This window comes from Pauljensenia sp. C0170B4 (assembly GCF_056590235.1).
Genome location: NZ_JBWPVS010000001.1, coordinates 312,283 through 337,603, shown reverse-complemented (window position 1 = coordinate 337,603; position 25,321 = coordinate 312,283). Strand labels below are relative to the sequence as shown.

The window sequence follows — 25,321 nt, the reverse complement described above, 5'->3', positions numbered from 1 at the left end:
TCTGCGGGTTCTGCAGATCGCATCGTCACTTGGCAGCTGCAATGCGATCGCGGAACTTCTTGAGCTGCTCGGTAATTTCTGCCGGCAGATGATCACCGAACTGTTCGAAGTACTTCTCGGTATCATCCATTTCGGCTTCCCACGCCTCAGGATCGATGAAGAACAGCTTGTCCCAAGCCTCTTTGTCAAGGTCGAGTCCTTCAAGGTTGAAGTCCTCGAACTTCGGGTACAGGCCGGTGACGCCTTCGATGGCTTCGACCTCGCCGGCTGCGCGGCGAACGATCCAGTCGAGAACGCGGGAGTTGTCGCCGTATCCCGGCCACATGAACTTGCCGTCCTCGTCCTTACGGAACCAGTTGACCTGGTAGACCTTCGGGAACCTGTCGCCCAGTTCCTTCTGCATCTCCAGCCAGTGGCCCCAGTAGTCAGCCATGTTGTATCCGCAGAAGGGCAGCATGGCGAATGGGTCGTGGCGCAGGGAGCCGACTGAACCTTCAGCAGCAGCGGTCTGCTCGGATGCAACGGATGCACCAATGAACACACCGTGTGCAGGCTCGTACTGCTCAGCAACCAACGGAACGTTGGAAGCGCGGCGGCCGCCGAACAGGATTGCGGTGACCGGCACGCCTTCCGGTGCTTCCCAGTCGGGGCAGATGATCGGGCACTGCGATGCTGGAACCGTGAAACGTGAGTTCGGGTGTGCTGCCGGTGCATCGGACTCCGGCGTCCAGTCCTTGCCGTGCCAGTCGATCAGGTGCTCAGGCACGTCGCCGTCGATGCCTTCCCACCACACGTCGCCATCGTCAGTCAGTGCAACGTTGGTGAAGATGGAATTGGCCTTGGCGGTTTCCATTGCCATCGGGTTGGTCTTGTAGGACGTTCCGGGGGCAACACCGAAGAAGCCGGCTTCCGGGTTGATGGCGCGCAGGGTGCCATCGGGACCCGGGCGCATCCATGCGATATCGTCACCGACGGTCTCAACCTTGTAGCCGTCAATGGTCGGCTGCAGCATAGCGAGGTTGGTCTTGCCACATGCTGACGGGAAGGCAGCGGTGATGTGGTACTGCTCGCCGGTCTTCTCAGAGGTCAGGCGCAGGATGAGCATGTGCTCCGCCATCCAGCCGTCGCGGCGAGCCATCGTCGATGCAATACGCAGCGCGAAGCACTTCTTGCCCAGCAGAGCGTTGCCGCCGTAACCGGAGCCGTAAGACCAGATCTCGTTGGTCTCAGGGAAGTGCGTGATGTACTTTTCGTCGTTGCACGGCCACTCGGTATCAGTCTCGCCCTCGGCAAGCGGCTTGCCGACGGAGTGAACTGCAGGAACCCACGGCTTGCCCTCGTTGATGAGGTCCATAGCCTTGGCACCCATGCGGGTCATGATGCGCATGTTGCACACAACGTACGGCGAGTCGGTGATCTCAATGCCGAGCTGAGAAATCGGGCCACCCAGCGGCCCCATGGAGAACGGCACCACGTACATGGTGCGTCCCTTCATCGCGCCGGTGAACTTCTCCTTCAGAGTTGCCTTCATCTCCTTGGGATCTGCCCAGTGATTCGTCGGGCCGGCGTCTTCTTCCTTCTCGCAGCAGATGAATGTGCGGGATTCGACACGGGCGACGTCAGACGGCAGAGAACGAGCCAGGAAGGAGTTGGGGCGCTTCTCTTCGTTCAGACGCGTGAACATGCCTGAGTCAACCATCTGCTCAGTCAGACGATCCCATTCTTCCTGGGAGCCATCAGAGAACTCGATGGCATCAGGTGTGGTCAGAGCAGCAATCTCGGCCACCCAACTCACGACGTCTTCGGGAGCATTTGATGGCGCTGCGGAGCGGACATCTTGTTCGGTCACGGACATACTTTTGCCTCCTGAGGCACTCGGTACTCCAGGGCGCGGTCACGCCCTCGATCTACGATCCCATCATCTCGCACCATGGGGGTTTTCGCTAGGGCGAATAGTCCCACCGCTGGTGTGTCCGACTCCACATTCACCGCCGGTTTGGCGCACGATTCCGCGCCAGCCTTAGAATAAACGCGTGCGAAAATCCTCATTTAACTCGCCAGCACACCTGCACGTATGCGCGAGGATTTCGCGAAATTAACTGCTTGTGTGAAACTTGCAGCGATTTGCCCTAATGTTAACTATGTCTGACAGACATGTGAATACTGGGAGTCCGTATGCCTTTACGTAAGTCCGATGGGCCGTCGTTTTTCGATCTACTCACTAAGCAAGCAGCACTTTTAGTATCAGCTGTCGATCTTCTGGGATCCATGCTCGGCTCACTGCCCCTGGAGCGAGTCGCCCTCCGCGACAAGCTTCACGAAATTGAACACGAGGCAGATGAGCTTAACCATGCGTTAACGAAAAAGCTCAATATGTCGTTCGTGACCCCGTTCGACCGTGAAGACCTCGGCTTCCTTGCCGGTCGGCTCGACGACTGCATGGACTACATGGACGAGGCTGGCGACCTGATCGTGCTGTACGGCCTCGACGACATTCCCGAGGACGTCGCCACGCTCCTCGCAGCACAGATCAACGTTCTGGTGCGCTGCGCAGATCAGACCGCGACCGCTCTGCCCGGCCTGAAGTCTCCACTTGACCTGCGTGACTACTGGGTGGAGATCAACCGCCTCGAAAACGAGGGTGACAAGGCCTACCGTCACACTCTGACAGCACTGTTCGACTCCTCTCTGGATCCAGTCACCATCATCAAACTCAAAGACGTCGTGCAGGTTCTTGAGCGAGGAACCGACGCATTTGAGGACCTCGCCAACGGTATTGAAGCCATTGCCGTGAAGGAGTCCTGAAGCGGTGGATCTCAATCTGATCCTTGTCGTAATGGTGATCGTCATCGCCCTGATTTTCGACTTCACCAACGGATTTCACGATGCTGCCAACGCAATCGCGACGTCCGTGTCGACCCGCGCGCTGACCCCCCGCGTCGCCTTGATCATGGCCGCCGTCATGAACATCTTCGGCGCGCTCATGGGCACGGAAGTAGCCAAGACTATCGGTGAAGGCATCATCGACATCTCTCACTACTCTCTGTCAACGGATACGGGTCTGCAACGCGAGGGCCTCGTCATCGTTCTGGCAGCCCTGGTGGGGGCCTGCACGTGGAACCTGATTACGTGGTGGTTTGGGTTGCCGTCCTCGTCATCGCATGCGTTGATCGGCGGTCTGGTCGGTGCCGGGCTTGCGTCCGCGACTGCCGTGAAATGGACCGGCATCGTGCAGCACGTCATCGTCCCCATGTTTGCCTCCCCCGTCATTGGCTTCCTGCTGGGTTTCATCCTCATGAAGGTTGTGCTGTGGTTGTTCGCAAACTTCCCGTATCACCGCACGATGCGTAACTTCCGCCTGGCGCAGACACTGTCAGCTGCAGCAATGGCATTGGGCCACGGTCTGCAGGATGCTCAAAAGACGATGGGTGTCATCGTCATGGCCCTCATTGCAGGCGGCTACGGTGAAACCCACCAGGTGTTTGACCCTGCCACCGGCGACATGCAGATTCCTCTGTGGGTCAAGCTCGCCGCTGCAGGCGCGATCTCTCTTGGCACGTACTCGGGCGGCTGGCGCATCATGCGCACCCTGGGCCGCAAGATCATCGACCTGGATCCTGCCCGCGGTTTCGTCGCGGAGACCATTTCTGCCGCCGTGCTCTACCTGTCGGCGTTCGTCTTCCACGCACCGATTTCGACGACGCACACCATCACCTCGGCAATTCTGGGCGTGGGTTCAACCCGGCGATTCTCAGCGGTGCGCTGGGGCGTGGCTGGAAACATCGTGATCGCATGGTTCCTGACACTGCCCGCTGCGGCGGCAGTGGCGGCAGTGCTGTTCTTCGCCATCCACGGTCTGGTTGGCATCGTCTAGAAGCACGTACGCTCGCTGCGCAGCCCCCGCCGAATCGCACGTGCTCCCTCTGAGCGTCCGCACCGGACTTTTCGACGATTTCGCGCCGGTTTTCGTCGAAAATTCTCTATCTTTTTCATACCCCGTTCGATACCATGAAAGTGTCCTGACAACTCAGCTGTCGCCTCCGTTGCAGGTGGCGTTTTCCTCTCATCCACTCATTTACGAGGGCGACTGCGCGACGCTAAGTGAGAACGATATGCTGAACTTTCAAGACCTTTCTTCTTCGCATCGCCCGACATCACGAACCGTGTGTGCAGCATTGAGTGCATGCGGGTTCGCAGTGGCGGCATCCATGCTGGCCGGGTGTTCGTTCCTCGGATCGGGTAACGACACGTCAGCTTTTGACCTGAAGGTTGGCCAGTGTATCGAGGCCCCGCCTGAAGATGAGATCGTGGAATCCCTGCCCGTAGTTGAATGCTCGGAACCCCATGTCGGCGAAGTCATGTACGACTATGAGATTGACGCCCCGGAGTACTCTGAGTCGCTGTCGGATGAGGCCACCGTTGAGTGCGCGAAGCACTTCGAAGAATATGTCGGTGTCCCTTTGGAAGCCTCGCAGTTGGACGTGGCGCCGTTGAGCCCATCTGAAGATTCATGGAAAGAAGGCGACCGCGTGGTTTCCTGCCTCATTTTCCACGAGACTGGCCAGACATTGAATCAGTCAGTTAGGGATTCCAAGATGTAATGCTCCGCGTAAAGGTTGAAAACGCGATAATCGTGGGGCGCCCTCGCCAGTGATTGACGTGGGCGCCCCACGGCATACAAAACCCGGCGGGCAACCCCTCACCCTATGTCTGACAGTAGGCCGCGAGGCCTCATAAGTGGTGAGAAGCTGCCCGCCGGAAGCATTGCCGGGCCAGGAAGCCCGCGATCTTATCCGAAGCGTCCGGAGATGTAGTCCTCGGTCGCCTGCTTGGACGGATTCGAGAAGATCGTCTCGGTGTCGTCGAATTCGACGAGCTCGCCGGAGCCGCCCGTTTCCTTCAGGTTGAAGAAACCGGTCTTGTCCGACACACGCGATGCCTGCTGCATGTTGTGCGTGACGATAACGATCGTGTACTCCGACTTCAGCTCGTTCATCAGGTCCTCAATGGCGAGCGTGGAGATCGGGTCGAGAGCCGAACACGGCTCGTCCATCAGAAGGACCTCGGGGCGCACCGCGATGGCGCGTGCAATACACAGACGCTGCTGCTGGCCACCAGACAGTGAAGATCCCGGGATGTCCAGCCTGTCTTTAACTTCGTTCCACAGGTTCGCACCGCGAAGTGACTTTTCAACGATCTCGTCCTGCATCGCCTTGTTCATACGTCGCGCGTTGAGCTTCATGCCAGCGAGCACGTTCTCACGAATCGACATCGTGGGGAACGGGTTGGCGCGCTGGAACACCATGCCGACATGGCGACGCACCTGGACGGGGTCGATCTTCTTGTCGTAGATGTCGACGCCTTCCAGCTCAACTTTGCCTTCCACATGCGCACCGGGGATCACCTCGTGCATGCGGTTCAGGGAACGCAGGAATGTCGACTTGCCACATCCTGACGGGCCAATCAACGCGGTGATCGCGTGGCGTGGAATTTCCACCGTCACATCTTTCACGGCAAGAAAATCGCCGTAGTAGATCTGTTCATCGGTGATATTGAAACACGTCGTCATCGTTTTAACTCCGTCTTTTTTCACTGTCAGATTTGAAGGCGACGCGTCACGTGGCTCATCGTAAGCGCGTTCCGTCTGCGTTGCCACGGCTGTCTGTGTGCCCTGCCCCGCGGGATTATCCATTGTGCTCATCGTTTAGCGTCCTCCCTTGGGAGCAAAAATCTTGGCGATCACTCGGGCAATCAGGTTCAGAACCATCACCAACAGGATGAGGACGAGGGCGGCCGCCCACGCCCGTTCATAGTTGATGGTGGGTACGCAGTTAGCCACACCTTCACGGCAGGTGGCCAGGCCCTGCGAGTACTGTCGGTAAATGTATACCGGCAGTGTCGCCATGCGGCCATCCATCACATTGGCGTTCATGCGTCCAATGAAGCCTGCGGTGATCAGCAGCGGGGCTGTTTCACCGATGACGCGGGCGATAGCCAGCATGACGGAGGTAGTCAGGCCTGCTGCAGCGGTACGCAGTACGACTTTCACCACGACACGCCACTTTGGCACGCCCAGAGCGTAGGCAGCTTCACGCAGTTCGTTAGGAACCAGGCGCAGCATTTCCTCACTGGAACGCACCACTGTCGGGATCATCAACACCGACAAGGCGATCGCGCCGATGATGCCTGCTCGATAGGAGGGGTCGTACAACATGAAGATCGAGGCGGCGAACAGACCAGCAACAATCGAGGGGATGCCGGTCATGACGTCGACGAAAAATGTCGTGGCCTTCGACAGGAGCCCGTTGTTACCGTATTCGACCAGGTAGATTGCCGTGAAGATACCGATCGGCGCAGAAATCAGTGTCGCCCACAGTGTCACGAGTGTGGTTCCGACCAGTGCGTGGGCGATACCGCCGCCCACTTTACCGCCGAACATGCCGACCATATCGCTGACGAGGAAGTCCCACGTGGTGCGCAGGTAGCCATTACTGATCACCGTGACCAACACCGTGACCAGCGGAATCATGGCAAGAGCGAATGCGACAGTCACCAGTACTGTCACGAAGCCATTGGTGAGTTTTCTTCCGATTGGCAGCGACTCATGGATCGGGCTCTGATGGCCGCGATTGTTGTCTGAATCGGAAACGTCCTTCGGCGAAGTGTTCGTACCAAGTGTTGCTGTGCTCATCAGTTCGCTCCTGAGAATGCGGCTCGACGCGAGACGATCCAGCGCGCAATCGAGTTGACGATGAGGGTGATCGCGAACAGAGCAAGACCCGTTGCGATCAGAGCCGACGAGTTGATGCCCGTTGATTCGGGGAACTGCAAGGCAATGTTGGCCGCAATCGTGGAGTGCTGACCTGCCTCGAGGATGTGCCATGAAATATTGCTGCCGACTGACAGCACCATGACGACAGCCATTGTTTCACCAAGAGCTCGGCCAAGGCCCAGCATGGACGCTGACACGATACCGGAGCGTCCGAACGGCAGAACGGCCATCTTGATCATTTCCCACTTCGTGGCACCAAGGGCCAAAGCAGCCTCTTCGTGCAGGCGCGGGGTCTGCAGGAAGACCTCTCGCGACACGGAAGTAATGATGGGCAAAATCATGACAGCAAGGATCACCACCGCGGAGGCGAGTACACGGCCCGTTGGGGACACTGTGCCGGCGAAGAGTGGGAACCAGTCGAAGTACTTACCCAGGAAGTCATAGAGCGGCATGAGGATCGGGATCAACCAGATCGCACCCCAGAGGCCGTAAATAACGGACGGAACTGCCGCAAGCAGGTCAACGAGGTATCCAAGAACCTGGCTGATACGCGGAGGTGCGTAATGGGAAATAAAGAGGGCGACACCGACTGCAACAGGAACGGACAGGAGCAGTGCCAGCACTGCTGCCAGGATCGTGCCGAATATCTGCGGCGCCGTGAACTTCCAAATCGTGACTTCCTCAGCCGACCCCATCATCTTGAAACGCAGGGAAGGGTCGGAAATCGCGGGCCACGCCCGCAGCAGTAGGAAGATCGCTACTGCTGCGAGCGTGCACAAGATTAACGAAGCAGCGGCGGTTGAGAGGCCAGCGAAAACCTTGTTACCGATTCTCCCTGGCGTTCTCTCCCAGCTCTTATTCTTCGTTGTTGTAGGTGTCGTAACCAACGCGAACCTGTACCTTACTTGATCTGGTCCAGAACGCCGTTGATTTCACTGCGCATTGCTTCGGAAATGGGAGCCGCACCAGCGTTGTCGGCTGCCATCTGCTGGCCTTCCTCGGAAGCCTGGTATCCGATGAATGCCTTGACCAGTTCGGCCTCGTTCGCATCCTCGTAGGTGGAGCACACGATTGAGTAGGAGATCAGAATCAGCGGGTAGGAGTCGTTCGTCTCGGGCACGCGGTTCACGGACAGTGCGATGTCGTTGGCATCGCGATCCGCAACGCGCTCAGCCGTTTCAGCGGCCTTGGCTGCTGTCTCAGCGGAGAAGGAGACGTAGGTTCCGTCGGCTGCTGCCAGTGCGACAGTTCCGAGGTTGCCGGCCTGAGAAGCATCGGCGTAGCCGATGGTGCCGTTACCGGCCTGGACGGCCTGGACAAGTCCAGAGGTCTTGTCACCGGATTCGCCACCGGAGACTGGCCATTCCTTGCCTGGATCCGTCGGCCATGCCTCGGGAGCAGCTGAGTGCAGGTAGTCGGTGAAGTTCTCGGTCGTACCTGACTTGTCGGAACGGTGAACAGGGGTGATGGCGAGATCTGGGAGCTTCGCATCCGGGTTTGCCTTGGCAATTGCCGGATCGTTCCAGTTGGTGATTTCGCCGGCGAAGATCTTGGCGATGGTTGCGGCATCCATGTTCAGGGAGTCGACACCCTCAAGGTTGAAGATGACGGCAACCGGGGAGATGTACACCGGAAGGTCCCATGCAGGTCCACCACAGCGTGCTTCGGCTGCTGCGATCTCGTCGCCTTCAAGCGGGGCGTCCGATCCGGCCCATGCAACCTGCTTGCTGGTGAACTGTGTGATACCGGTACCTGAGCCAACTGCCTCGTAGGAAACAGTCACATCAGGGTTAAGTTCGTTGAAGCCTGCCTTCCAAGCTTCCATCGCGGCTTCCTGGGAGGACGCACCCGAACCGGCAACCGAACCTGAGAGGTCAGTCGCAGGTGCAACTTCATCCTGAGCTGACTGAGAGTCGCCGGATGCTCCGTTGTCCGCGCCTGTGCTTTCCGCTTTGTCTCCGCCGCCGCAAGCAGCCAGAGCGAGCGTCATGGTGGTGGCACCTGCCAGAGTGGCGAGAAGCTTTGTACGAGCATGCACTGTCATTGATCATCTTCCGTTCTGCCGCCACTGTGGCGGCGCGTTGACGATAGACCCGGAATGTCCCGGATATTGCTCACGCTAAGAGGGGGAAGTGACAGCAAAGCCGGTTAAAGATGAACAAATGGTGAACTTGCACGTGAGGGTGCCCACACAGTTATAAAGTTGTAACCTTTGCCCGGTTTTTAGGGCCTGAAATTCATTCAAACGTGACAATTCCGGACGCGATTTGCGCCCATCAGAGCGTCGCCAGCTTGGTGAGAGGGCGATACGTTTCCACGGCAACAACGCACGGGCCGCCCTCGTGCATGACGATATGAGCCAGGAGCATCTGAGCAGTCTTGAGCCACGGCGACTCCGCTGGGAACGCGGCGTGCAACGATGAGGGCGAGTACGAGCGTATCGGCTCAAACAGGGCAGGCAGCGTGGGCCTGTGCGCGCAGATAATCGTCGGCGCGGACCCGGGGTTTTCAATTGCTTCATTGACGAGGGCGGAGCCTGCGGCCGGGTTGTCTGTCATCGCGCTTTCATCCAGCTCGTCGAACAGCTCCATGCCGATGCCGGTCAGTGACGCGTACGGTCCGACGGTGGACGCACAGCGTCGCCACGACGAGGACAGGACCTTCGTGATGCCAAATGCTGACATGAGATCGATCAAGTCGATGCTCTGGCGAACGCCGATACGCGCCAGGGGGCGATCCGCATCCGACCCTTCCCAACGCCCGCGCTTCACGGCCTTTGAGTGGCGCACAATGGCCAGCGTGGAGCTGACAAGTCCACCGCTTTCAGCCAGAGCTACGAGCTCATCCAGCAGACGACGATCGCCTCGGCGGGTCAACGTGCGGCGTGCAAGTGACGGGCTCACCCAGCGCGTATTGTCGATCTCGCGGCGGGAGGCCTGATGGACAGGCGGGCGGCTGAGCAGTGCCGGAGAATCGGGCTGGCAGGCCTGTCCGACCCAGTAGTGGACCTCCTTGATGTGGCCCGCGCCAAGTCGGTAGCGCTGAATGGTCAGTGGCGCTCCCAGCGTGACCGGCAGGCCGGTTTCTTCTTCCACTTCCCGCACGGCGGCCACCGGCAGCGGCTCGTTGAGTTCAGTCTTACCTTTGGGCCACGACCAATCGTTGTAGCGCGGCCGATGGACCAGCAGGACCTCTATGTCATCGGGATCAATGACGTCACCGAGGGTGGCGTCGCGGTCAGACTGCGTAAATCTCCACACCAATGCACCGGCGGCTCTGACTAGCCGGCTCGGTATCGGTGACGGATGGGAACGGGACACGTCATAAGCGTATCTGACCCAGTGCCATGATGCCGACGATGGGCAAAAATACGATCGACTCCACGCGGTGGGCGGGCCGCCGAGGCTTCCAGCTGTGGCGCAAACCCCGTCCGCGTGTCCCTTAGCTGCGGCCGACGACGCGGGCAGATGCCTCCGCCATCAGTGTTTCCTGCAGATCCTCCAGACGTTTGCCCTCGTCATCGCGGTTGTGCCGCTTCCACGTACCGTCATCTTGCAGATGCCATGAAGAGGTTGTCGGCGCCACGCCTCGACGCACCAGGTCAGCAAGATAACTAACCTGCGACGGATCCACGATACGCACCAGAGCCTCCACGCGGCGATCCAGATTGCGGTGCATCAGGTCAGCCGACCCGATCCATACTTCCTCTTCGCCTTCCGGGCCAAACGCGTAGATACGCGAATGCTCCAGGAAGCGACCCAGGATGGAGCGAACCCGAATATTCTCCGATAAGCCGGGCACTCCGGCCTGAATTGCGCAGATACCTCGAACCAGCACATCCACCTGAACACCGGCCTGGCTGGCGCGGTACAGAGCATCGATCACTGCCTCGTCAACAACCGAATTCACCTTGAAACCGATCCAGGCAGGCTGACCGTTCCGCGCGCGCTCAATCTGCTGGTAAATCCGCTCGATCAAACCGGGTCGGATTTCCAGCGGTGCGACCAGCAGGCGGTGGAACGTGGAGCGTGGCGCGTAGCCGGACAGCTGGTTGAACAGTCGCGTCAGATCCTGACCCACATCGCGGTTATAGGTCAGCAACCCCAGATCCTCGTAGCCGCGCGCCGTCTTCGGGTGGTAGTTACCGGTTCCCACGTGGCAATAGCGTCGCAGCTGATCGCCCTCCTGGCGCACCACCAGTGACAGTTTGCAGTGCGTCTTCAGACCCACCATGCCGTAGACGACGTGCACTCCGGCGCGTTCAAGCTTGCGCGCCCACTCGATGTTGGCTTCCTCGTCGAAACGGGCCTTGATCTCCACGATCGCGACCACCTGCTTGCCGTTCTCGGCCGCTTCGATCAGCGCAGACACAATCGGAGAATCGCCCGAGGTGCGGTACAGCGTCTGCTTCATGGCCAGCACATTGGGATCACGCGCAGCCTGAGTGATGAAGTTCTGGATGGAGGTGGCGAAAGAATCATACGGGTGGTGCAGCAGCACGTCGTGCGACCGGATCGCGCCGAAAATATCCGTCGGGCGCGCCGATTCAACCTCTGCCAGTCCGGCAGGAGTCACCGGCACATACGGTTCATACTTCAGGCGCGGAATATCGAGTGCCTGCAGCTCATTGCACAGCGTCAGGTCAAGCGGTGCCGGCACCATAATCACGTCAGCGGGCGTGATTTCCAGCTTGCTGATCAGAAAGTCCAGTACGAAGCGTGAGATCGTATCCTCAACTTCGAGGCGAACCACCGGCCCAAACTTTCGGCGCAGCAGTTCTTCTTCCATCGCGGTCAGCAGGTTTTCCGCATCATCCTCTTCTACTTCGAGGTCCTCGTTACGGGTCAGCCTGAACGAGTGTGCCTCGACAATCTCAACACCTGGGAACAGGTGGTCCAGGTGCGCGGCAATGACTGATTCGAGGGTGATGAACGTGGCGCCCTCATCAGTGTCGACATAACTTTCCGCGTTCCCCTCGCCCATTGCGGAGTCGATGTTGATCAGTCGCGGCATCGACGGCGGCACCTTGATGCGCGCGAAGTGCAGCTTCGAGGTAATCGGGTTGCGCACCACGACCGCAAGGTTCAGTGACAGCCCCGAAATGTATGGGAAGGGGTGCGACGGGTCCACGGCAAGTGGCGTGATGACGGGGAAAATCTGCCTGCGGAAGTAAGTCGTCATCCTGGAGCGCTGGTCATCTGTGAGCTGATCCCACCCGCGCAGATGAATCCCTTGCTCGTCCAGCCTGGGCAGGATGTCGTTCTGGAACTCGCGTGCCTGACGCTCGCTGAGTTCGCGCGTGCGCATCTGGATACCGTCCAGGACCTGACGCGGCGACAGGCCAGCGGCAGACGGTTTGGCGATGCCGGCGTTGATGCGGCGCTTCAGTCCGGCCACACGCACCATGTAAAACTCATCAAGGTTGGAGGAGAAAATCGCGGAGAACCATCCGCGTTCCAGCAGCGGCAAATCCTCATCTTCACTTTGCTCCAGGACGCGTTCGTTGAACGCCATCCATGACAGTTCACGGTCTGCGAAGCGTTTGTCCGGCAACTCGCCGAAATCTTCAACGGTCGAGGCTGGTGCGGCGCTGGCCTGGGCATCTTCAGCGCGCTCCTCATAGGAGTTCGCGTCGGCGCCCACCGTGATGTGCTCACCATCCTGGATGCCGCCGGTAGCTTCGTCTTCCTCGTCGTATTCGGAGTCTTCGTGTTCGACACCGACGAGCTGTTCATTGTCGGCAGGGATCACCAATTCGCTCGCTAGGGCAGCTTCAACCGCGCTGCCACTGGTGACGTGAGCGCTGTGAGCGTCACCCTCGCCGTTGGTGTCGTCTGCTGGCCAGTGTTCATCTGGCGCCGAGAATGGTTGGTCCGAATTGCCTGCATGTTCCGGGTTCGTCATCATTCTTCCTCACACTGGCGACTAGTTGAGCGCACCGATGTGCGCTTCTTCAGCTGATCGGTCAAGTTCATCTGCGGTCTGAATCAGCGCGCGGGCGCGCGTGGTGACGGGGTATGCCAACGGGTCCCGCGGGTCGACGATCCATTTGCCACCCTCGGCGTCTCCAGCTGCAACGATCCGCATCGCCCGTGACGTTGCAGTAATGATGTCAGCCAGGTCGTCGTCGTGGCGGCGCCCTTCGAGCAATTGGTCAACCTCGTGTACCACGTGCTCCAGATCGGGAATGTCAACGGGATGTTCAAGGCCGGGAATGATGTCCGCATGGCTTCCGCGCACAAAACGGTCGCAAACCAACGCAGTGTCGCGGTGGTACCAGCGCGACCACAGGTAGAGTCGCCACAAGGCTCCGGGCAATGTGAATTCCGGGCTGCGTGACCACATGTCGGCCAGCACGTCCACGCCTTCCGTGCGCACGGCGGTGCGCAGGCGTTCGATTTCGTCAGGCCCGAAGTCGTCGTCACTGACTCCCATCAAAGCCCATGCTGACGAGTGCGCAATCGCAGACATTTCCGCAGGGTCGGAGTCGCCGACGATTTGTTCGGCGTCGGCCGGGTCCAGCATTGCTGGCCGACGAGGGCGACGCTGTTGGCTGTTCATCTGTGACTCCTTCTCGGTGATATGACGAGCCTACCGCCTGAAGGTGAACGGCGTTGATCAAGTAGTTGAACGGAGTGGGCACCCTCGTCAATCCTGATCCGAGGAGGATCGTGGTTTTTCCCACGTCACGTTGATTAGTGCAACGTGGGACTGATGCATTACCATGCTCTCATGGGCCTATAGCTCAATTGGCAGAGCAACGGACTTTTAATCCGTGGGTTGGGGGTTCGATTCCCCCTGGGCCTACCATTGTGATGTGTCGGGGCATCGTTGACAATCAGTTAGCGGTATCCCGGTCTTTCACTATATGGCCGACCTTGCCGCGTATGCCCTAACCGCAGATCACTCGGTGGAATGCGACTGCTGTCCGGCCACAACACACCAGAACGCGCACAATCCCCTAGATTTAAGCCCTCCGTGTGCATATACCCCTAGTTCTAACCTCGCCTCGTGCACATACCCCTAGTTCTAACCCCGCCGCGTGCACATACCCCTAGTTCTAGCCCCGCCTCGTGCACATACCCGTAGATTTAAACCCTCCGCGTGCACATACCCCTAAAAAGTCTTGTAAAAATGCACAATCCCCTAGATTTAACGCGTGAGGCTCGAGGCCGCCGGAAGCTACTGACGGCTGACCTGCGGAAATAGGTTTTGTCCTTTTGGGGTGCCGACTTTAGCTAGGGGAATGTGCACCAAAGCAGGGAAGATCTAGGGGAATGTGCGCGGTCACGCCTAAGATCTAGGGGGATGTGCACAAATGCGCGTCTATTTGAGGGGATGTACACCGAGCCGTTTAAAGCGGAGAAAAGCGTACAACCTGCGCACAGTGCTCCAAGACGGAGACGGAATCAATCCGAGACAGAGCCAGGCATCAATCCGAGATGCGGCCGCACGGACGCAGACGCCAAGGCCACACGCAGGCGCAAAGCTTCGGAAGGTACGGCGGTGCAAACACTCATACAGAAGCTCGCCAAACGAGCTTAAACGTCAGGCGAGCTGAAGCGACATGCAGACGCCACGCGGGCTTAAGCATCGAACAGACGGCAAGCAGGCTTAACCGTCAAGCGACCTCAAGCGGCGAGCAGACATACAGAAAGGCCCGGCCATTTCTGACCGAGCCTTTCCACAGTCTGCGGATCCGCTGACGTTACTTCGTCAGGGAGTTCGACTTACCCTGAATTCCGAGGAATACGCCGATAAGCAGGAATGCCACGACTGCGCCGATGATCCAGCGAAGCACTGTGCCCACTCCAAGCGCACCAGCGATCCATCCCGCGATACCGTAACCGGCAGCACCCAGGATAATAGTCCAGATGATGCCCATACCCTCGTCGCCCTTCATGAAGACGCGAGCGATTGCGCCGATAACGGCGCCGGCAATAATCATCCACAAGATGTCCAACATGATCGTTCTCTCATTCTGTTGATCAGCAGAGACATCTTCATGATCTCATACGTTTTGCGTCAATGCGAGACCAAATACGGCCAGTTCTGGTCTAGCGGACATCTCGCCCGCATCTGCCCCGTCAAGTCGGCGTTGACGCAAGCTGCTCGCGCTGCAAGGTCACAGCAAGGCAGTCGACCTGGAACAGCTCAGGCAGGTAATAGCGGCGCTAGCGTCACCCTCGTCGATGATGCGGCTGAGGCGGGTAGGAGGCGAGTCCGACAGCAACTGAAATCAACACAAGACCCACCAGAGACCAGGCACTGGGCAGTTGCCGCAATGTCACCGCACCGATCAGCGCCGACGTTGCCGGCAACAGGGAGTTGAACAGGGCAAACATGGCGGCACTGAGGCGGCCCATGGCGAGCGCCTCCAACGAGTACGGGATCACCGTTGACAAGACTCCGACACCGACCGCCATGACGACCAGTTTCGGTGAATTCAACGCGCTAACCGCTCCGACCGAAAAGAACGGGGCGAACACAAGTGCGGCAGTGCCACAGCCCAGCGCCAGATTCGTGATGCCTGAGCGGCGCGACGCGATCGACTGCCCCATCACGATGTACCCCGCCCATAGGGCTGCAGCCCCGAGCACCCAGGCCGCACCAACGAGCTGCCTGGTGTCGCTCAGATCCAGTCCGAGGCCACCGATGCAGGCCACTCCGGCAAAAGCCAGCGCTCCTGCGATACGTCCGGACCAGCCCCCGGAGGTCACCACCGCAACCGTTACCGGGCCGAGGAACTCCAGGGAGACCGCCACGCCCAGCGGCAGAATGTGGATCGCCTCGTAAAAGCAGATATTCATGCCGCCCAGCACGATGCCGAACAGGGCCGACGCAGCCAGGTCACGCGGATTGAAGCGCCATATACGAGGGCGGCGCCACGCCAGCAGCACAACCGCACCCGTTGCGATGCGGACCCATGCTACTTCAGCGGGTGTCATAACGGCGAACAGGGTCACTGCCAGCGCTGCACCGAGGTACTGCGTGAGCCCCGATCCGACCAGAAAGAAAGGCGCAGGGATCGCGATTGACGCAGCTCGCAGAGCGGAGCCTTTACCTCGGGATGCAGGTCGGTGTACGGAAGCAGGTCGGTGTGCCGATAACGGTTCCGGTCCCGGCATCAGTGCTCTTCAAAGTCGAGGCTGACAGAATTCATGCAGTAACGCAGCCCTGTTGGCTGACGGGGAGCATCGTCAAAGACATGACCCAGGTGAGAATCGCAGCGAGCGCACCGCACCTCCGTGCGCACCATGCCGTGTGAACGGTCCTCACTGGTGGTCACAGCTGCATCTTCTGGCTGATAGAAGCTCGGCCAGCCGCACAGAGAATCGAACTTGGTGGTTGAGCGGAACAGTTCCGCGCCGCACGCTTTACAGCGGTAGATACCCTCGCGATCCTCGTGGAGCAGTGCACCGGTGTGCGCCATCTCAGTGCCGCCCTCGCGCAGGACGTGGTATTCCATGGGGTCGAGTATGCGGCGCCATTCTTCCTCGCTGCGCACTACCTTGCCGATAGTGTCGGTAACCGCTTTGCCGTTACTGTCAGCAACCGCTTCGTCGGCGTTGCCATTAACCGCCCCGCCGTCGTTGTCACCGCTCTCCCGCAGGTCGCGGGCTCCTTGATCATTCTGCGTTTCACTCACGGCTCGATCCTCCCAGTAGTCCTGAGCCCTTTTCCTGGCGGATCTGCGACTCACGTTTTCTTTCTTCCAGTACTTCCGGGTCAGGGCCCGAAAATGCGGCACTGCGCTCTTCCGCGTCGGGCGAGCCGGAAAAGACCCGCTCCCCCGTCGTGGTTGTCTCATCGTCCGAGTCTGCTCGACCAGTCGCGTCTGCCACTGCACCGTCGGGGTCGCTGCCGACCTGGTTCGCACTGGCCAGATCCACACTCGTATTGTCCGCACGTGCAGAGCTCGCATCGCCAGCCTGTGCACCGCTGGTGGGCGCACTACTGCCCGCTCCCGCGCCATCGTCATCGGCCTGCTTCTTGGGCTTGCCATCTGCTCCAATGGCCGGCATCACGGCAGTTTCCGCTACGCCTGACACAGAACGAGCTATCTGAGCCGCTCCCCCTGCAGACGCTGCTTCCGACGCCTGGTTAGCCTGACCAGGAGCCCCGCTGCCAGCATCGGACTTGACACGCAGATGCCCCTGCGCCTGCGCAATGATCGTGTCAACCTCTTCTGGCGTGAACACATGGGTCGTGCCCGTACCGTTCGCATGAGCAGCATCCCCAGCGGCGTCTGCTCCCCCGCGGCCAGTCCGTTTCGCCGCTGCGGCAGGACCGTCCTCCGCTCCAGATCCGGCGTTCTCTGCTCTTTCGAGGCGGTCGCGGTTGCGCTGCGACATGGCCCGTCGACGCGCCCTCTTCGCGCGTTGGCGCGCCGCCAGCATACGAGCAGCGTGCACAGGGTCGAACGGGTCTCGCTTGTCACCATCATGCGTCGCAGCATCGCCGTGGTCACCCTCGTCAGTCTTGTTGTCCGAGGGGGACCCACCGGATGTATCTGAACCTGCAATACCGGATAGTTCAGTGGCCAGGCGCGCGATCAGTTCCTGGGACTCATCCTTTGTCACCTCTTTGATCTCGCGCGGCTGAATGATGCGGGCGGGACGCGCCCACGGGTATTCCTTCGAGATCCACGCGATGAGCTGCTCGCGCATGAAACAGCGCAGATCCCACAAGTTACCCGAATTCGACGCTGACAGGGAGACCCTGACGGTGACTGTCTGATCAGTCGAATCAGTCACCTGCACGGCCCAGGAGCGGCGATCCCACAGATCCGTGCTGTTCAGGAGCTGCTCGACTTTTTGACGCACCACCGCCACCGGCACCGCCCAGTCGGTGTAGATCTCCACGGTGCCGAGGAGTTTGGTGGCCTTGCGGGTCCAGTTTTCAAAAGCAGACGACGTGAACTTCGAGGACGGCACGATCAGGCGGCGATCATCCCAGATATGCAGGACAACGTACGTCAACGTGATCTCCTCGACCACTCCCATCGTTTCCTTGTCCCCCACGACGACAACAATGTCGTCAACACGGATGGCGTCCGTGAAAGCCAGCTGCAGGCCGGCGAACACGTTGCCGAGCGTGGACTGGGCGGCAAGACCGGCGATCACGGAGACGATGCCGGCCGAAGCAAGCACCGTCGTCAACGCCTGCTGAGCCCCGGGGAATGTAAACAGGACTGCGGCAAAGCCGAGGATCCAGACCACGACCTGCAGGACGCGGCGCAGAACCTGAGCCTGAGTCTTGAATCTGCGCGAGCGTCCGTGATCGGAGCGGTTGCGCACGTGCGCGGCGTCTTCGATCACCCACACGGCGGCGGCGATGACCCATGTCGTTGCCAGGAGTGCGAGGATCAACAACCCGTGGTCGAGATATTTCACCCACGTGGGCTGATTGCTGACATCGGTGCTGCCCAGCGCAACAGCGCATCCGGCAAGCGCACCCCACGCCATAAGTGCCCAGTACGAAGGCGCGTGGATGCGGCGCTGCAAGGCTTTCAGCAATCGAAGTTTGCGGAGCGCAAATCGGCTGACGCGCGCAAGAATGAATGCGACCACAATTCCGACCAGGATGCCTACCACGATTCCGAGGAATACGCTAGCCACGTCGAATGCGGTTTCAACAGCTTCGGCAGGTGCAGAGGGGTCCCCGATCGGCATAATTGTGCCGAAAACGAGGCTTGACTGCGCGCGGCAGCCCGTGAGAACGGCAGAGAAATCAGGTCCGAAAACTGTCATACCCCTAGCCTAGAAGCTTCCAGGCTCATTTGCGTTCGGTGAGAGGCTTCACATGGATCCGTTTTGCACTCGGAGGTCATTCCTGCTTATTATTCTACTCGTCGCCGAACGACAAGTTCGTGGACAAGGCCCCCATCGTCTAGAGGCCTAGGACACCGCCCTTTCACGGCGGCGACACGGGTTCAAATCCCGTTGGGGGTACGATCCGTGTCAGCCCTGCTGGGACGGGTTCAACAAGTGAATAAGGTAGACTTTTCAGGTCTCACTTTTTCGAGGCCCCGTAGCGCAGTTGGTTAGCGCGCCGCCCTGTCACGGCGGAGGTCGCGGGTTCAAGTCCCGTCGGGGTCGCTGACCCACCTTTTGGTGGGGTTTTGGCTCTGTAGCTCAGTTGGTAGAGCGTTCGACTGAAAATCGAAAGGTCACCGGATCGACGCCGGTCGGAGCCACCACTGCTTCAGCTCGCAAAATTCACGCGAGTTTCTTTCGAAATCATTGTCGAGCGCCATTTCGCGTTAGTCTTCATCGTCTTGCGCTTCCTCGTCGTCAATGATTTCTTCACGAGGTCCCTCAACTCTGAGCATGGAACGCAAACTTTCGACGGAAGTCAGTTGCTGTGCGAGCTCCACATCGTGTTGATGAACGAATCCCTGCTCCGCCCCTTCGATCAGTCGCTGGCGTTCATCTTCGACAAATTCCTGCACCTCTGCAATATCAACACCTGAATCTTTCTCCAGCGCTTCTTCAATGATGATCAGCAGTCTCAGCAGTTCGAATGTGACATCCGGGCTGTGGGAACAGAACCTTCGGATGGGAACGACAAAATCTTTCAAGAAATCTCGCACAGTCGGGGTCGGCACAGATGCAACGGGCTGCCCCTTATCGTTCAGAATCACCTCATGATTCGGAGGTGAGACAACCAGGCCTCGCAGCACCGGTGTTGCTCTGGTGATCACGTGTCGCCCAGTTGACGGGTCGTTGGTTCCAGTGGACAACGCTCGCACGACGATGTCTGCCAACTGGTGAAAAGACAAGCGCAAATCCTGGTCGGACACGCGTTCAGCTTCAACAGACACCGCTGAGTCGGCCAGTTTGCGAAGCTCGTCGCCACTGAGCTCACTGTCTGAGGTGTCAGCAGCAGATGTCCCACGTCGTTCGGCCCACGCCCACGCGTAGGTATGTCCGGCACTTACTGCATCGCCGGGCGCGACGGTGAACACGACGCGCTGTCCGTGTTTGCGAGCCCACCTTGCCGCCGCTTCCACATCAATGGAACGCACATATCCCGAGAAGTGCCCACGAACGTCATGCGCGTGCGGTGGGATCTCGGGGATCTGGCAGGCGACGTCCCATTTCTCTCGGTGCGCATCCAGGAGACGTTCTGCACGCGTGGCTACCTGCTCAATAATTGCGTCCACTCGCACCATTCGCACCACCGCGCTGACATACCAGACGAAAGTCGCGATAGCCAGAAATACCAGCAGCATTGCGATCGCCATAGCGAGCTGCGGAGGGGTCTCGCGTGACTCGGCTGATACCGAGCGTTGCAACACAACAACGTAGACGAATACGCCGATGAATACGCCAAAGATTCCTTTCACAGCCCGGGACTGGATGTAGTCGCGCAGCAACTGGTGGGAAAACTGACCAGAAGCCACCTGCAACACGATCAGTGTCATGGAAACCGTGGTCGTCAGCACCGTCAGCATGGAGGAGGCGATGAAGCCCAACAGAGAGGATGCTGCCGAGATATCTCCGGGCCAGAAGATTCGAGAAATGAGCCATTGAGTGGGCCATGAGATCGGTGCCAGGACTCCCGCCGCTATCGTGGCAAGGAGGGCGGCTACGAGCGGTGGCACCCACAGCTGATTCGATACCAGATACTTGATGCGGCGAAAGAAGGTCATAGCGCAATAGTAGTTAGAGACCGGATTGCGCCGACTTACATTGACCGAGCTTCGCTCAGACCACTCTGGAGGACGGCACATGAGCGAATAACTGCATGCTCGATATCCTGATGACGTCGAGTAACAGCTGCAACGTCAACACACAGCGTAGGCGATCACGTTGCCACAGATAGTACTGCGGCGGCACAGCCCCGGCACAACGCCGTGAGCCATACCGCCGCAGCAAACAATTCCCACGTCCACAGTTCAGTGAGCCAGACTTCCACTGCCAAGTGGACCTAGACTGCTCATGGACAAATCGTTACTGCTCCACGCGGAACAGATCCATCACGTCCGGATTATCCTCAAGCCACGCCTGAGTATCCCCGACCAGGTTCTTGCCTTCTTTCTCGTTCAGGACATAGTTTTCCAGCGAGTACAGCTGTTCGTCCGTCAACGTCAGGTCACGGATCATATCCGCGATTTCGGGGAACTCGTCGGAGAATCCGTCACGGGAGAAGGAGTGAACCTCCTCTGCACCGCCCAGCGCCTCATTCGGGTCCTCAAGATCACGGATGTCGAACGCGTCGTATGCCCAGTGAGGCGACCACAAGGTGACGACAATATCGTCTCCGGAATCCATTGCCCCCTTAAGGGCACCGAGCATGGTGGCGGTCGAAGAAATCTTGAAGTCCATTCCCTCTAGGCCGTACTGTGGGATGACCTCATCCTCAGTGACCTGAGTCAGGCCGGCACCGGCATCAATTCCGATGATCTCATTGTTGAAGACATCAGCATTGTCAGCCAGCTCCTCAAGTGACTGGATCGGAGCATCTGAGTTGACCGCGATGGTGAGCTTGGCGTTGTCGTACCACACGCCCAGGTCTTCAATTCGGTCACCATACTTTTCGACATAGTCGGCGTGTGTGATTGGCAGCCAGCCATCCATCAGCAGATCGAAATCGCCCTCGGCCAGCCCCGTGAAGATGACGCCGACTTCCGCGTCCTGCAGCTCGACGTTATAGCCCTGTTCTTCGAGGGCGACCTTAGCGAGGTTCGACATGACGATTCCTTCATCCCAGCCGGACGGAACGCCGATGCGGATGGTGTCACGTGCCGTCGCCGATGAGCCACCGGCAACGGTACCAACGATTGTCCACCCGAATGCGAGGACGAGGGAGGCGATCAGCGCTATCGGCTTCACCAGACGATCAGTCAGGCTTCTGGGCGCCGCATCTGACTGTGCGTGCCGCCCGCTACGCGACCCCGTGACCCTGTCAAGGAACATGGCTAGAATGACGACCGACAGGCCTGCTTCAGCGCCGAGAGACATGTTCACTCGGTTCAGCGCGGTCACCACGTCAGCACCGAGGCCGCCCGCACCGACCATGCCGGCGATGACCACCATGGACAGTGACAACATGATGACCTGGTTGATGCCACCCATGATCGTTTGCTTAGCCAGGGGCAGTTGTACCTGGAACAGCACACGTCGTGGAGTCGCGCCAAAGGCGTAGGCCGACTCGACAACTTCCTTGTCGACCTGTTTGATGCCTAGTTCTGTGAAGCGGACTGCCGGCGCGATTGCAAACAGGATCGTCGCCACGATCGCTGGCACGACGCCCACCGAGAAGAGAACCACGAAAGGAATCAGGTACACGAACGCAGGCATTGTCTGCAGGAAGTCCAAGATGGGTCGCAGCGTATAGGAGGCCCGTTTCGATCGAGCCGCCCAAATACCCAGTGGAATGCCGATCAGAACGGCGATCGCTGATGCCAACAGCACCAGTGACAGCGATTGCATGGCATTGGTCCATTGATCAATACCCCACACAATGCTGAAGCCAATGAAAGTGCCAAGGGCCAGCTTCCAGCCTTTGGCCCACCATCCGAGCAGCGTGAAGACCAGGAGCCAGACCCAGAACGGCGGGGTGAGCAGAATCGTCTGGAGAAGTTCGTTAATCGACTGGAAGATCCACGAAACAACGCTGAAGAATGCACTCCAGTTCGCGATCATCCAATCAACGGCGTCAGCAACCCAGCGTCCAAGCGGGATGCGGATCGATTCGAAAAATTCCACCATCAGTGTTTACCTCCCTGCTCGCTTGCAGGTACAGCATGGGCCGCATCAGCCATTTCAGTTGCCTGAGTGGCTTGTCCCGTCCGGTTTGCATCACTGGTGATGGGCACGCTCGTGTCTTCTTTTCCAGCGCCCTGTCCTAGTGCGCGCAGCAGCGCGACACGTGAAATGACGCCAAGCAGCTGGCCGTCATCTGCCACCACGGGTACGGGTATGGGTCGCGTGGCGGACGGCATGATGATGTCCGACAGAGACGTGTCCGGCGAGATTCCAGGGTGCGTGGGGTGCACGAGGTCGCTGATAGTTCGCAGCTGCGGATCATGGGCGAGGGCCGCTGCAATTTCATCGGCTTCCACGTATCCATGCAGATGGCGGTCCCCTGAGGAAATCACCCAGCCGCCCTGCAGATCCACTTCTTCGAGCTTGTGCAGCACGACGCGTGGACCGTCGTCAAGGTAGATGCGTGCAACCGGTTTGTTCATAATGGCCGACGCGGTGATCACGCGCGAACGGTCCACGTCGCGCACGAAGCGCGCCACGTATTCGTTGGCTGGTTGCGTCAGAATCTCTTCAGCTGTGCCGACTTGGACGATTTCACCGTCACGCATCACGGCGATGCGGCTGCCCAGCAGCATGGCTTCGTTCAGGTCGTGAGTAATAAAGACGATGGTGCGCTGAGAACGTGCCTGAATTTCAAGAAGAAGTTCTTGCATATCACGGCGAATCAGCGGATCGAGGGCGGAGAAGGCCTCGTCCATGAGCAGGATGTCGCCGGGAGCGCACAGCGCGCGAGCCAGGCCCACTCGCTGCTGCATGCCGCCTGACAGTTCAGACGGATAGAAGTGTTCGCGGCCCTCCAGACCAGCGATCTTCAGCTCTTCCATAGCTTTTTCTTCGCGTTCCTGCTTGCCTACTCCGGCGATTTCAAGCGGGTAGGCAGCATTCTCCAGCACTGTGCGGTGCGGCAGCAGTGCGAAGTGCTGGAAGACCATGGACATGGATTCGCGGCGCACATCTCGAAGTCCTGCCGGTTTCAGTTTCGTGATGTCAGTGCCTTTGACTTTGACACTTCCCGCAGTGGCGGGTCCAAGGCCGTTTAGGGTTCTTAACAGTGTTGATTTTCCAGAACCGGATAGTCCCATGACGACGAAGATTTCGCCTTCTTCAATGTTCAGGGACACATTATTCACTGCGACAGTTGCATGTGTGATGGATGACGGATCTGCACCATTTCGTAGTTTGTCAACTACCTGCTGCTTATCTCGTCCGAATATCTTATAAACATGATCACATTCGAGGATACTCATAGTTCCCTTCGAGTAAGAGCCAGCTGCTCGAATACTGCTCGCACAGACGTGTCGGGGCTTCAGCCAGCTGATGGGCATTCAGTTTCCAGGCGCTAATGACCACCACCTTCCATTTCGTCAGGTACACAGATCCTTTCGAATATTTCAAAGAAATGTGCCTGCTTCAAACGCAAAACTGTCGCCACATACGCAGACGAATCGGACGGGTTCTCACGATCCAGGCGGCATGAAAGAGAACAAATTCGCTGCTCCTGGCCGGTAAACTCCTAGGAGCGCAGTCCTGCCACACGGCGCTTCAGTGACTGATATTCACCTCCTCAAATGTGACAGATGCAACAGATTCCGATTCGAAAAGACACGATATACTTTATCCTCATTGTGCTGATCAAACACGGTCCGTGTCCTTCGTGGGCAAACCGCCTCACACGCTAGGACCAGTCGTTGAACGGCTCCTGACGCATCCTGTTACGCCACGTAAACACTTCGAAATCACGCCTTCTGCTCACTCACGATAGTCTGACAGCGTGGCTCACCATTCGATTGAGGATTACTTCCCCGACGGCAACATCCCTAACCTGCGGATCAAGAACACGCCCGTGCCTCCGGCTGAAGATGCGCGACCCGATCCCACGGATGTGCCGGCCGCCCTCGAACCTGTTGTCGAACTGCTCGACGGTAAGCTCATCGCGGTGATCACCGGTGCGGGAATTTCCACGGACTCCGGCCTGCCGGATTACCGATCCCCCGGCGCAGTTGACCGACACCCCATGACACTGCAGCAGTTCATGTCTGACGAGTCGTACCGCCGTCATTACTGGGCGCGCAACCATTCCGGCTGGCTCGCGCCTCTGCGCGCACAACCCAACGCCGGCCACCTCGCCCTGGCGCAGATGGAACGTGACGGGATCATCGACGGCGTCATTACGCAAAACGTCGACATGCTGCACGCCCGAGCCGGCACCCACTCACTGGTCAACCTGCATGGCCGCTTTGACCGCGTCATGTGCACCAGTTGCCACAGAATTTTTCCGAGGGCGGCCCTGCACAAGCGCCTCGTTGAGCTCAACCCCACGTGGCAGATCAGCATTGACGAGGGGGACGTCGCGCCCGATGCCGATCTGGATGTGGGCGACACAAGTGGTTTCGTCATCGCCAACTGCCCGGCGTGCGGAGGCATTTTGCGAACTGACGTTGTTTTCTTCGGCGGCACCGTCCGTCCACATATTGTCCGCGCGGCGCGCACCCTGGTTGAGAAAGCTGATGCGCTGCTGGTGGCAGGCTCATCCCTTGCCGTAGGCTCAGCGATGCGTTTCGTGCGCCAGGCTCATCACGAGGACAAGCCCATCGCGATTATCAATCGCGGCGCGACGCGGGGGGATCGTTTCGCACAGGTGAGGGTCAACATAGGGACGTCCACGGCGCTGCCGTATCTGGCTGAACGGCTCCACGCTTCTGCCGCCCCGCGCCAGGCGCGGCCTGTTTTTTCGCGATGAGGGCACCCCGGCCAACAAGACAGGCGGCGTTTG

General features: G+C 59.0%; 19 protein-coding genes and 4 tRNA genes. 8 read left to right on the top strand and 15 right to left on the bottom strand.

Translation table 11 applies throughout. From position 1 onward, the window contains the following. Positions 1–25: 25 nt before the first annotated feature. Entirely contained in the window at positions 26–1,855 is a 1,830-nt protein-coding gene (locus AC1EJ1_RS01520; RefSeq protein ID WP_058237328.1) for a phosphoenolpyruvate carboxykinase (GTP), read from the bottom strand. 320 nt (positions 1,856–2,175) lie between these two features. On the opposite strand from AC1EJ1_RS01520, the gene AC1EJ1_RS01515 reads away from it, so the two are divergent. The 3 genes from AC1EJ1_RS01515 (at position 2,176) to AC1EJ1_RS01505 (ending at position 4,601) form a co-directional block, all read left to right on the top strand. Next, positions 2,176–2,805: a DUF47 domain-containing protein gene (locus AC1EJ1_RS01515; RefSeq protein WP_058237329.1), complete on the top strand. Its 630-nt coding sequence runs from the start codon at positions 2,176–2,178 to the stop codon at positions 2,803–2,805. A 4-nt stretch (positions 2,806–2,809) separates the two neighbouring features. Continuing rightward, entirely contained in the window at positions 2,810–3,874 is a 1,065-nt protein-coding gene (locus AC1EJ1_RS01510; RefSeq protein WP_058237330.1) for an inorganic phosphate transporter, read from the top strand. Positions 3,875–4,112: 238 nt separating this feature from the next. Beyond that, a complete protein-coding gene (locus AC1EJ1_RS01505; protein WP_058237331.1) occupies positions 4,113–4,601 on the top strand; it encodes a septum formation family protein in 489 nt (162 codons plus the stop codon). Positions 4,602–4,789: 188 nt separating this feature from the next. Here AC1EJ1_RS01505 and pstB read toward each other — a convergent pair whose 3' ends face one another. The 7 genes from pstB to AC1EJ1_RS01470 all read right to left on the bottom strand — a co-directional run bounded on the left by pstB (position 4,790) and on the right by AC1EJ1_RS01470 (position 13,333). Continuing rightward, a complete protein-coding gene (gene pstB / locus AC1EJ1_RS01500; RefSeq protein WP_058237898.1) occupies positions 4,790–5,569 on the bottom strand; it encodes a phosphate ABC transporter ATP-binding protein PstB in 780 nt (259 codons plus the stop codon). Between the two features lie 135 nt (positions 5,570–5,704). Then, complete coding sequence (gene pstA, locus AC1EJ1_RS01495) at positions 5,705–6,691, bottom strand: phosphate ABC transporter permease PstA (protein WP_083314548.1); 987 nt, start codon at positions 6,689–6,691, stop codon at positions 5,705–5,707. Further along, positions 6,691–7,659: a phosphate ABC transporter permease subunit PstC gene (gene pstC / locus AC1EJ1_RS01490; RefSeq protein WP_058237332.1), complete on the bottom strand. Its 969-nt coding sequence runs from the start codon at positions 7,657–7,659 to the stop codon at positions 6,691–6,693. Before pstC ends, pstA begins: the two co-directional genes overlap by 1 nt. Positions 7,660–7,673: 14 nt before the next feature. Further along, the gene (gene pstS, locus AC1EJ1_RS01485; protein WP_058237333.1) at positions 7,674–8,816 is read right to left on the bottom strand and encodes a phosphate ABC transporter substrate-binding protein PstS; all 1,143 of its coding nucleotides are present in this window, start codon (positions 8,814–8,816) and stop codon (positions 7,674–7,676) included. Positions 8,817–9,048: 232 nt separating this feature from the next. After that, positions 9,049–10,092 (bottom strand): NUDIX hydrolase, encoded by a 1,044-nt coding sequence (locus AC1EJ1_RS01480; RefSeq protein WP_058237334.1) that lies wholly within the window; start codon positions 10,090–10,092, stop codon positions 9,049–9,051. A gap of 121 nt (positions 10,093–10,213) precedes the next feature. Next, positions 10,214–12,676 (bottom strand): RNA degradosome polyphosphate kinase, encoded by a 2,463-nt coding sequence (locus AC1EJ1_RS01475; RefSeq protein ID WP_480295226.1) that lies wholly within the window; start codon positions 12,674–12,676, stop codon positions 10,214–10,216. 21 nt (positions 12,677–12,697) lie between these two features. After that, complete coding sequence (locus AC1EJ1_RS01470) at positions 12,698–13,333, bottom strand: hypothetical protein (RefSeq protein ID WP_480295225.1); 636 nt, start codon at positions 13,331–13,333, stop codon at positions 12,698–12,700. Between the two features lie 173 nt (positions 13,334–13,506). Here AC1EJ1_RS01470 and AC1EJ1_RS01465 point away from each other — a divergent pair. Then, positions 13,507–13,582, top strand: a tRNA-Lys gene (locus tag AC1EJ1_RS01465). 898 nt (positions 13,583–14,480) lie between these two features. Here the strand turns inward: AC1EJ1_RS01465 and AC1EJ1_RS01460 are convergent. The 4 genes from AC1EJ1_RS01460 to AC1EJ1_RS01445 form a co-directional block, all read right to left on the bottom strand. After that, positions 14,481–14,738: a GlsB/YeaQ/YmgE family stress response membrane protein gene (locus AC1EJ1_RS01460; RefSeq protein ID WP_285015015.1), complete on the bottom strand. Its 258-nt coding sequence runs from the start codon at positions 14,736–14,738 to the stop codon at positions 14,481–14,483. Between the two features lie 214 nt (positions 14,739–14,952). Further along, positions 14,953–15,900: an EamA family transporter gene (locus AC1EJ1_RS01455; protein WP_285015017.1), complete on the bottom strand. Its 948-nt coding sequence runs from the start codon at positions 15,898–15,900 to the stop codon at positions 14,953–14,955. After that, positions 15,900–16,292: a peptide-methionine (R)-S-oxide reductase MsrB gene (gene msrB / locus AC1EJ1_RS01450; protein WP_285015095.1), complete on the bottom strand. Its 393-nt coding sequence runs from the start codon at positions 16,290–16,292 to the stop codon at positions 15,900–15,902. Before msrB ends, AC1EJ1_RS01455 begins: the two co-directional genes overlap by 1 nt. 121 nt (positions 16,293–16,413) lie before the next feature. Beyond that, positions 16,414–18,525 (bottom strand): mechanosensitive ion channel family protein, encoded by a 2,112-nt coding sequence (locus tag AC1EJ1_RS01445; protein ID WP_285015019.1) that lies wholly within the window; start codon positions 18,523–18,525, stop codon positions 16,414–16,416. A gap of 128 nt (positions 18,526–18,653) precedes the next feature. Between AC1EJ1_RS01445 and AC1EJ1_RS01440 the strand changes: the two genes are divergently transcribed. From AC1EJ1_RS01440 to AC1EJ1_RS01430, 3 genes are all read left to right on the top strand, one after another. Next, a tRNA-Glu gene (locus AC1EJ1_RS01440) sits at positions 18,654–18,726 on the top strand. A gap of 73 nt (positions 18,727–18,799) precedes the next feature. Beyond that, positions 18,800–18,873: transfer RNA gene (locus AC1EJ1_RS01435), tRNA-Asp, on the top strand. 25 nt (positions 18,874–18,898) lie between these two features. After that, positions 18,899–18,974 (top strand) — tRNA-Phe (locus AC1EJ1_RS01430). A gap of 63 nt (positions 18,975–19,037) precedes the next feature. On the opposite strand, the gene AC1EJ1_RS01425 is transcribed toward AC1EJ1_RS01430, so the two are convergent. The 3 genes from AC1EJ1_RS01425 to AC1EJ1_RS01415 all read right to left on the bottom strand — a co-directional run bounded on the left by AC1EJ1_RS01425 (position 19,038) and on the right by AC1EJ1_RS01415 (position 23,795). Further along, positions 19,038–20,429, bottom strand: coding sequence for a DUF2254 domain-containing protein (locus AC1EJ1_RS01425; RefSeq protein ID WP_285015022.1), 1,392 nt, complete (start codon positions 20,427–20,429; stop codon positions 19,038–19,040). A 301-nt stretch (positions 20,430–20,730) separates the two neighbouring features. Continuing rightward, the gene (locus tag AC1EJ1_RS01420; RefSeq protein WP_480293869.1) at positions 20,731–22,491 is read right to left on the bottom strand and encodes an ABC transporter permease/substrate binding protein; all 1,761 of its coding nucleotides are present in this window, start codon (positions 22,489–22,491) and stop codon (positions 20,731–20,733) included. Then, complete coding sequence (locus AC1EJ1_RS01415) at positions 22,491–23,795, bottom strand: quaternary amine ABC transporter ATP-binding protein (protein WP_285015026.1); 1,305 nt, start codon at positions 23,793–23,795, stop codon at positions 22,491–22,493. The genes AC1EJ1_RS01420 and AC1EJ1_RS01415 overlap by 1 nt, the downstream gene beginning before the upstream one ends. 524 nt (positions 23,796–24,319) lie before the next feature. Here AC1EJ1_RS01415 and AC1EJ1_RS01410 point away from each other — a divergent pair. Beyond that, positions 24,320–25,288 carry a Sir2 family NAD-dependent protein deacetylase gene (locus AC1EJ1_RS01410; protein WP_285015027.1) on the top strand — a complete coding sequence of 323 codons (969 nt, stop codon included), beginning with the start codon at positions 24,320–24,322 and terminating at the stop codon, positions 25,286–25,288. Positions 25,289–25,321 lie beyond the last annotated feature (33 nt).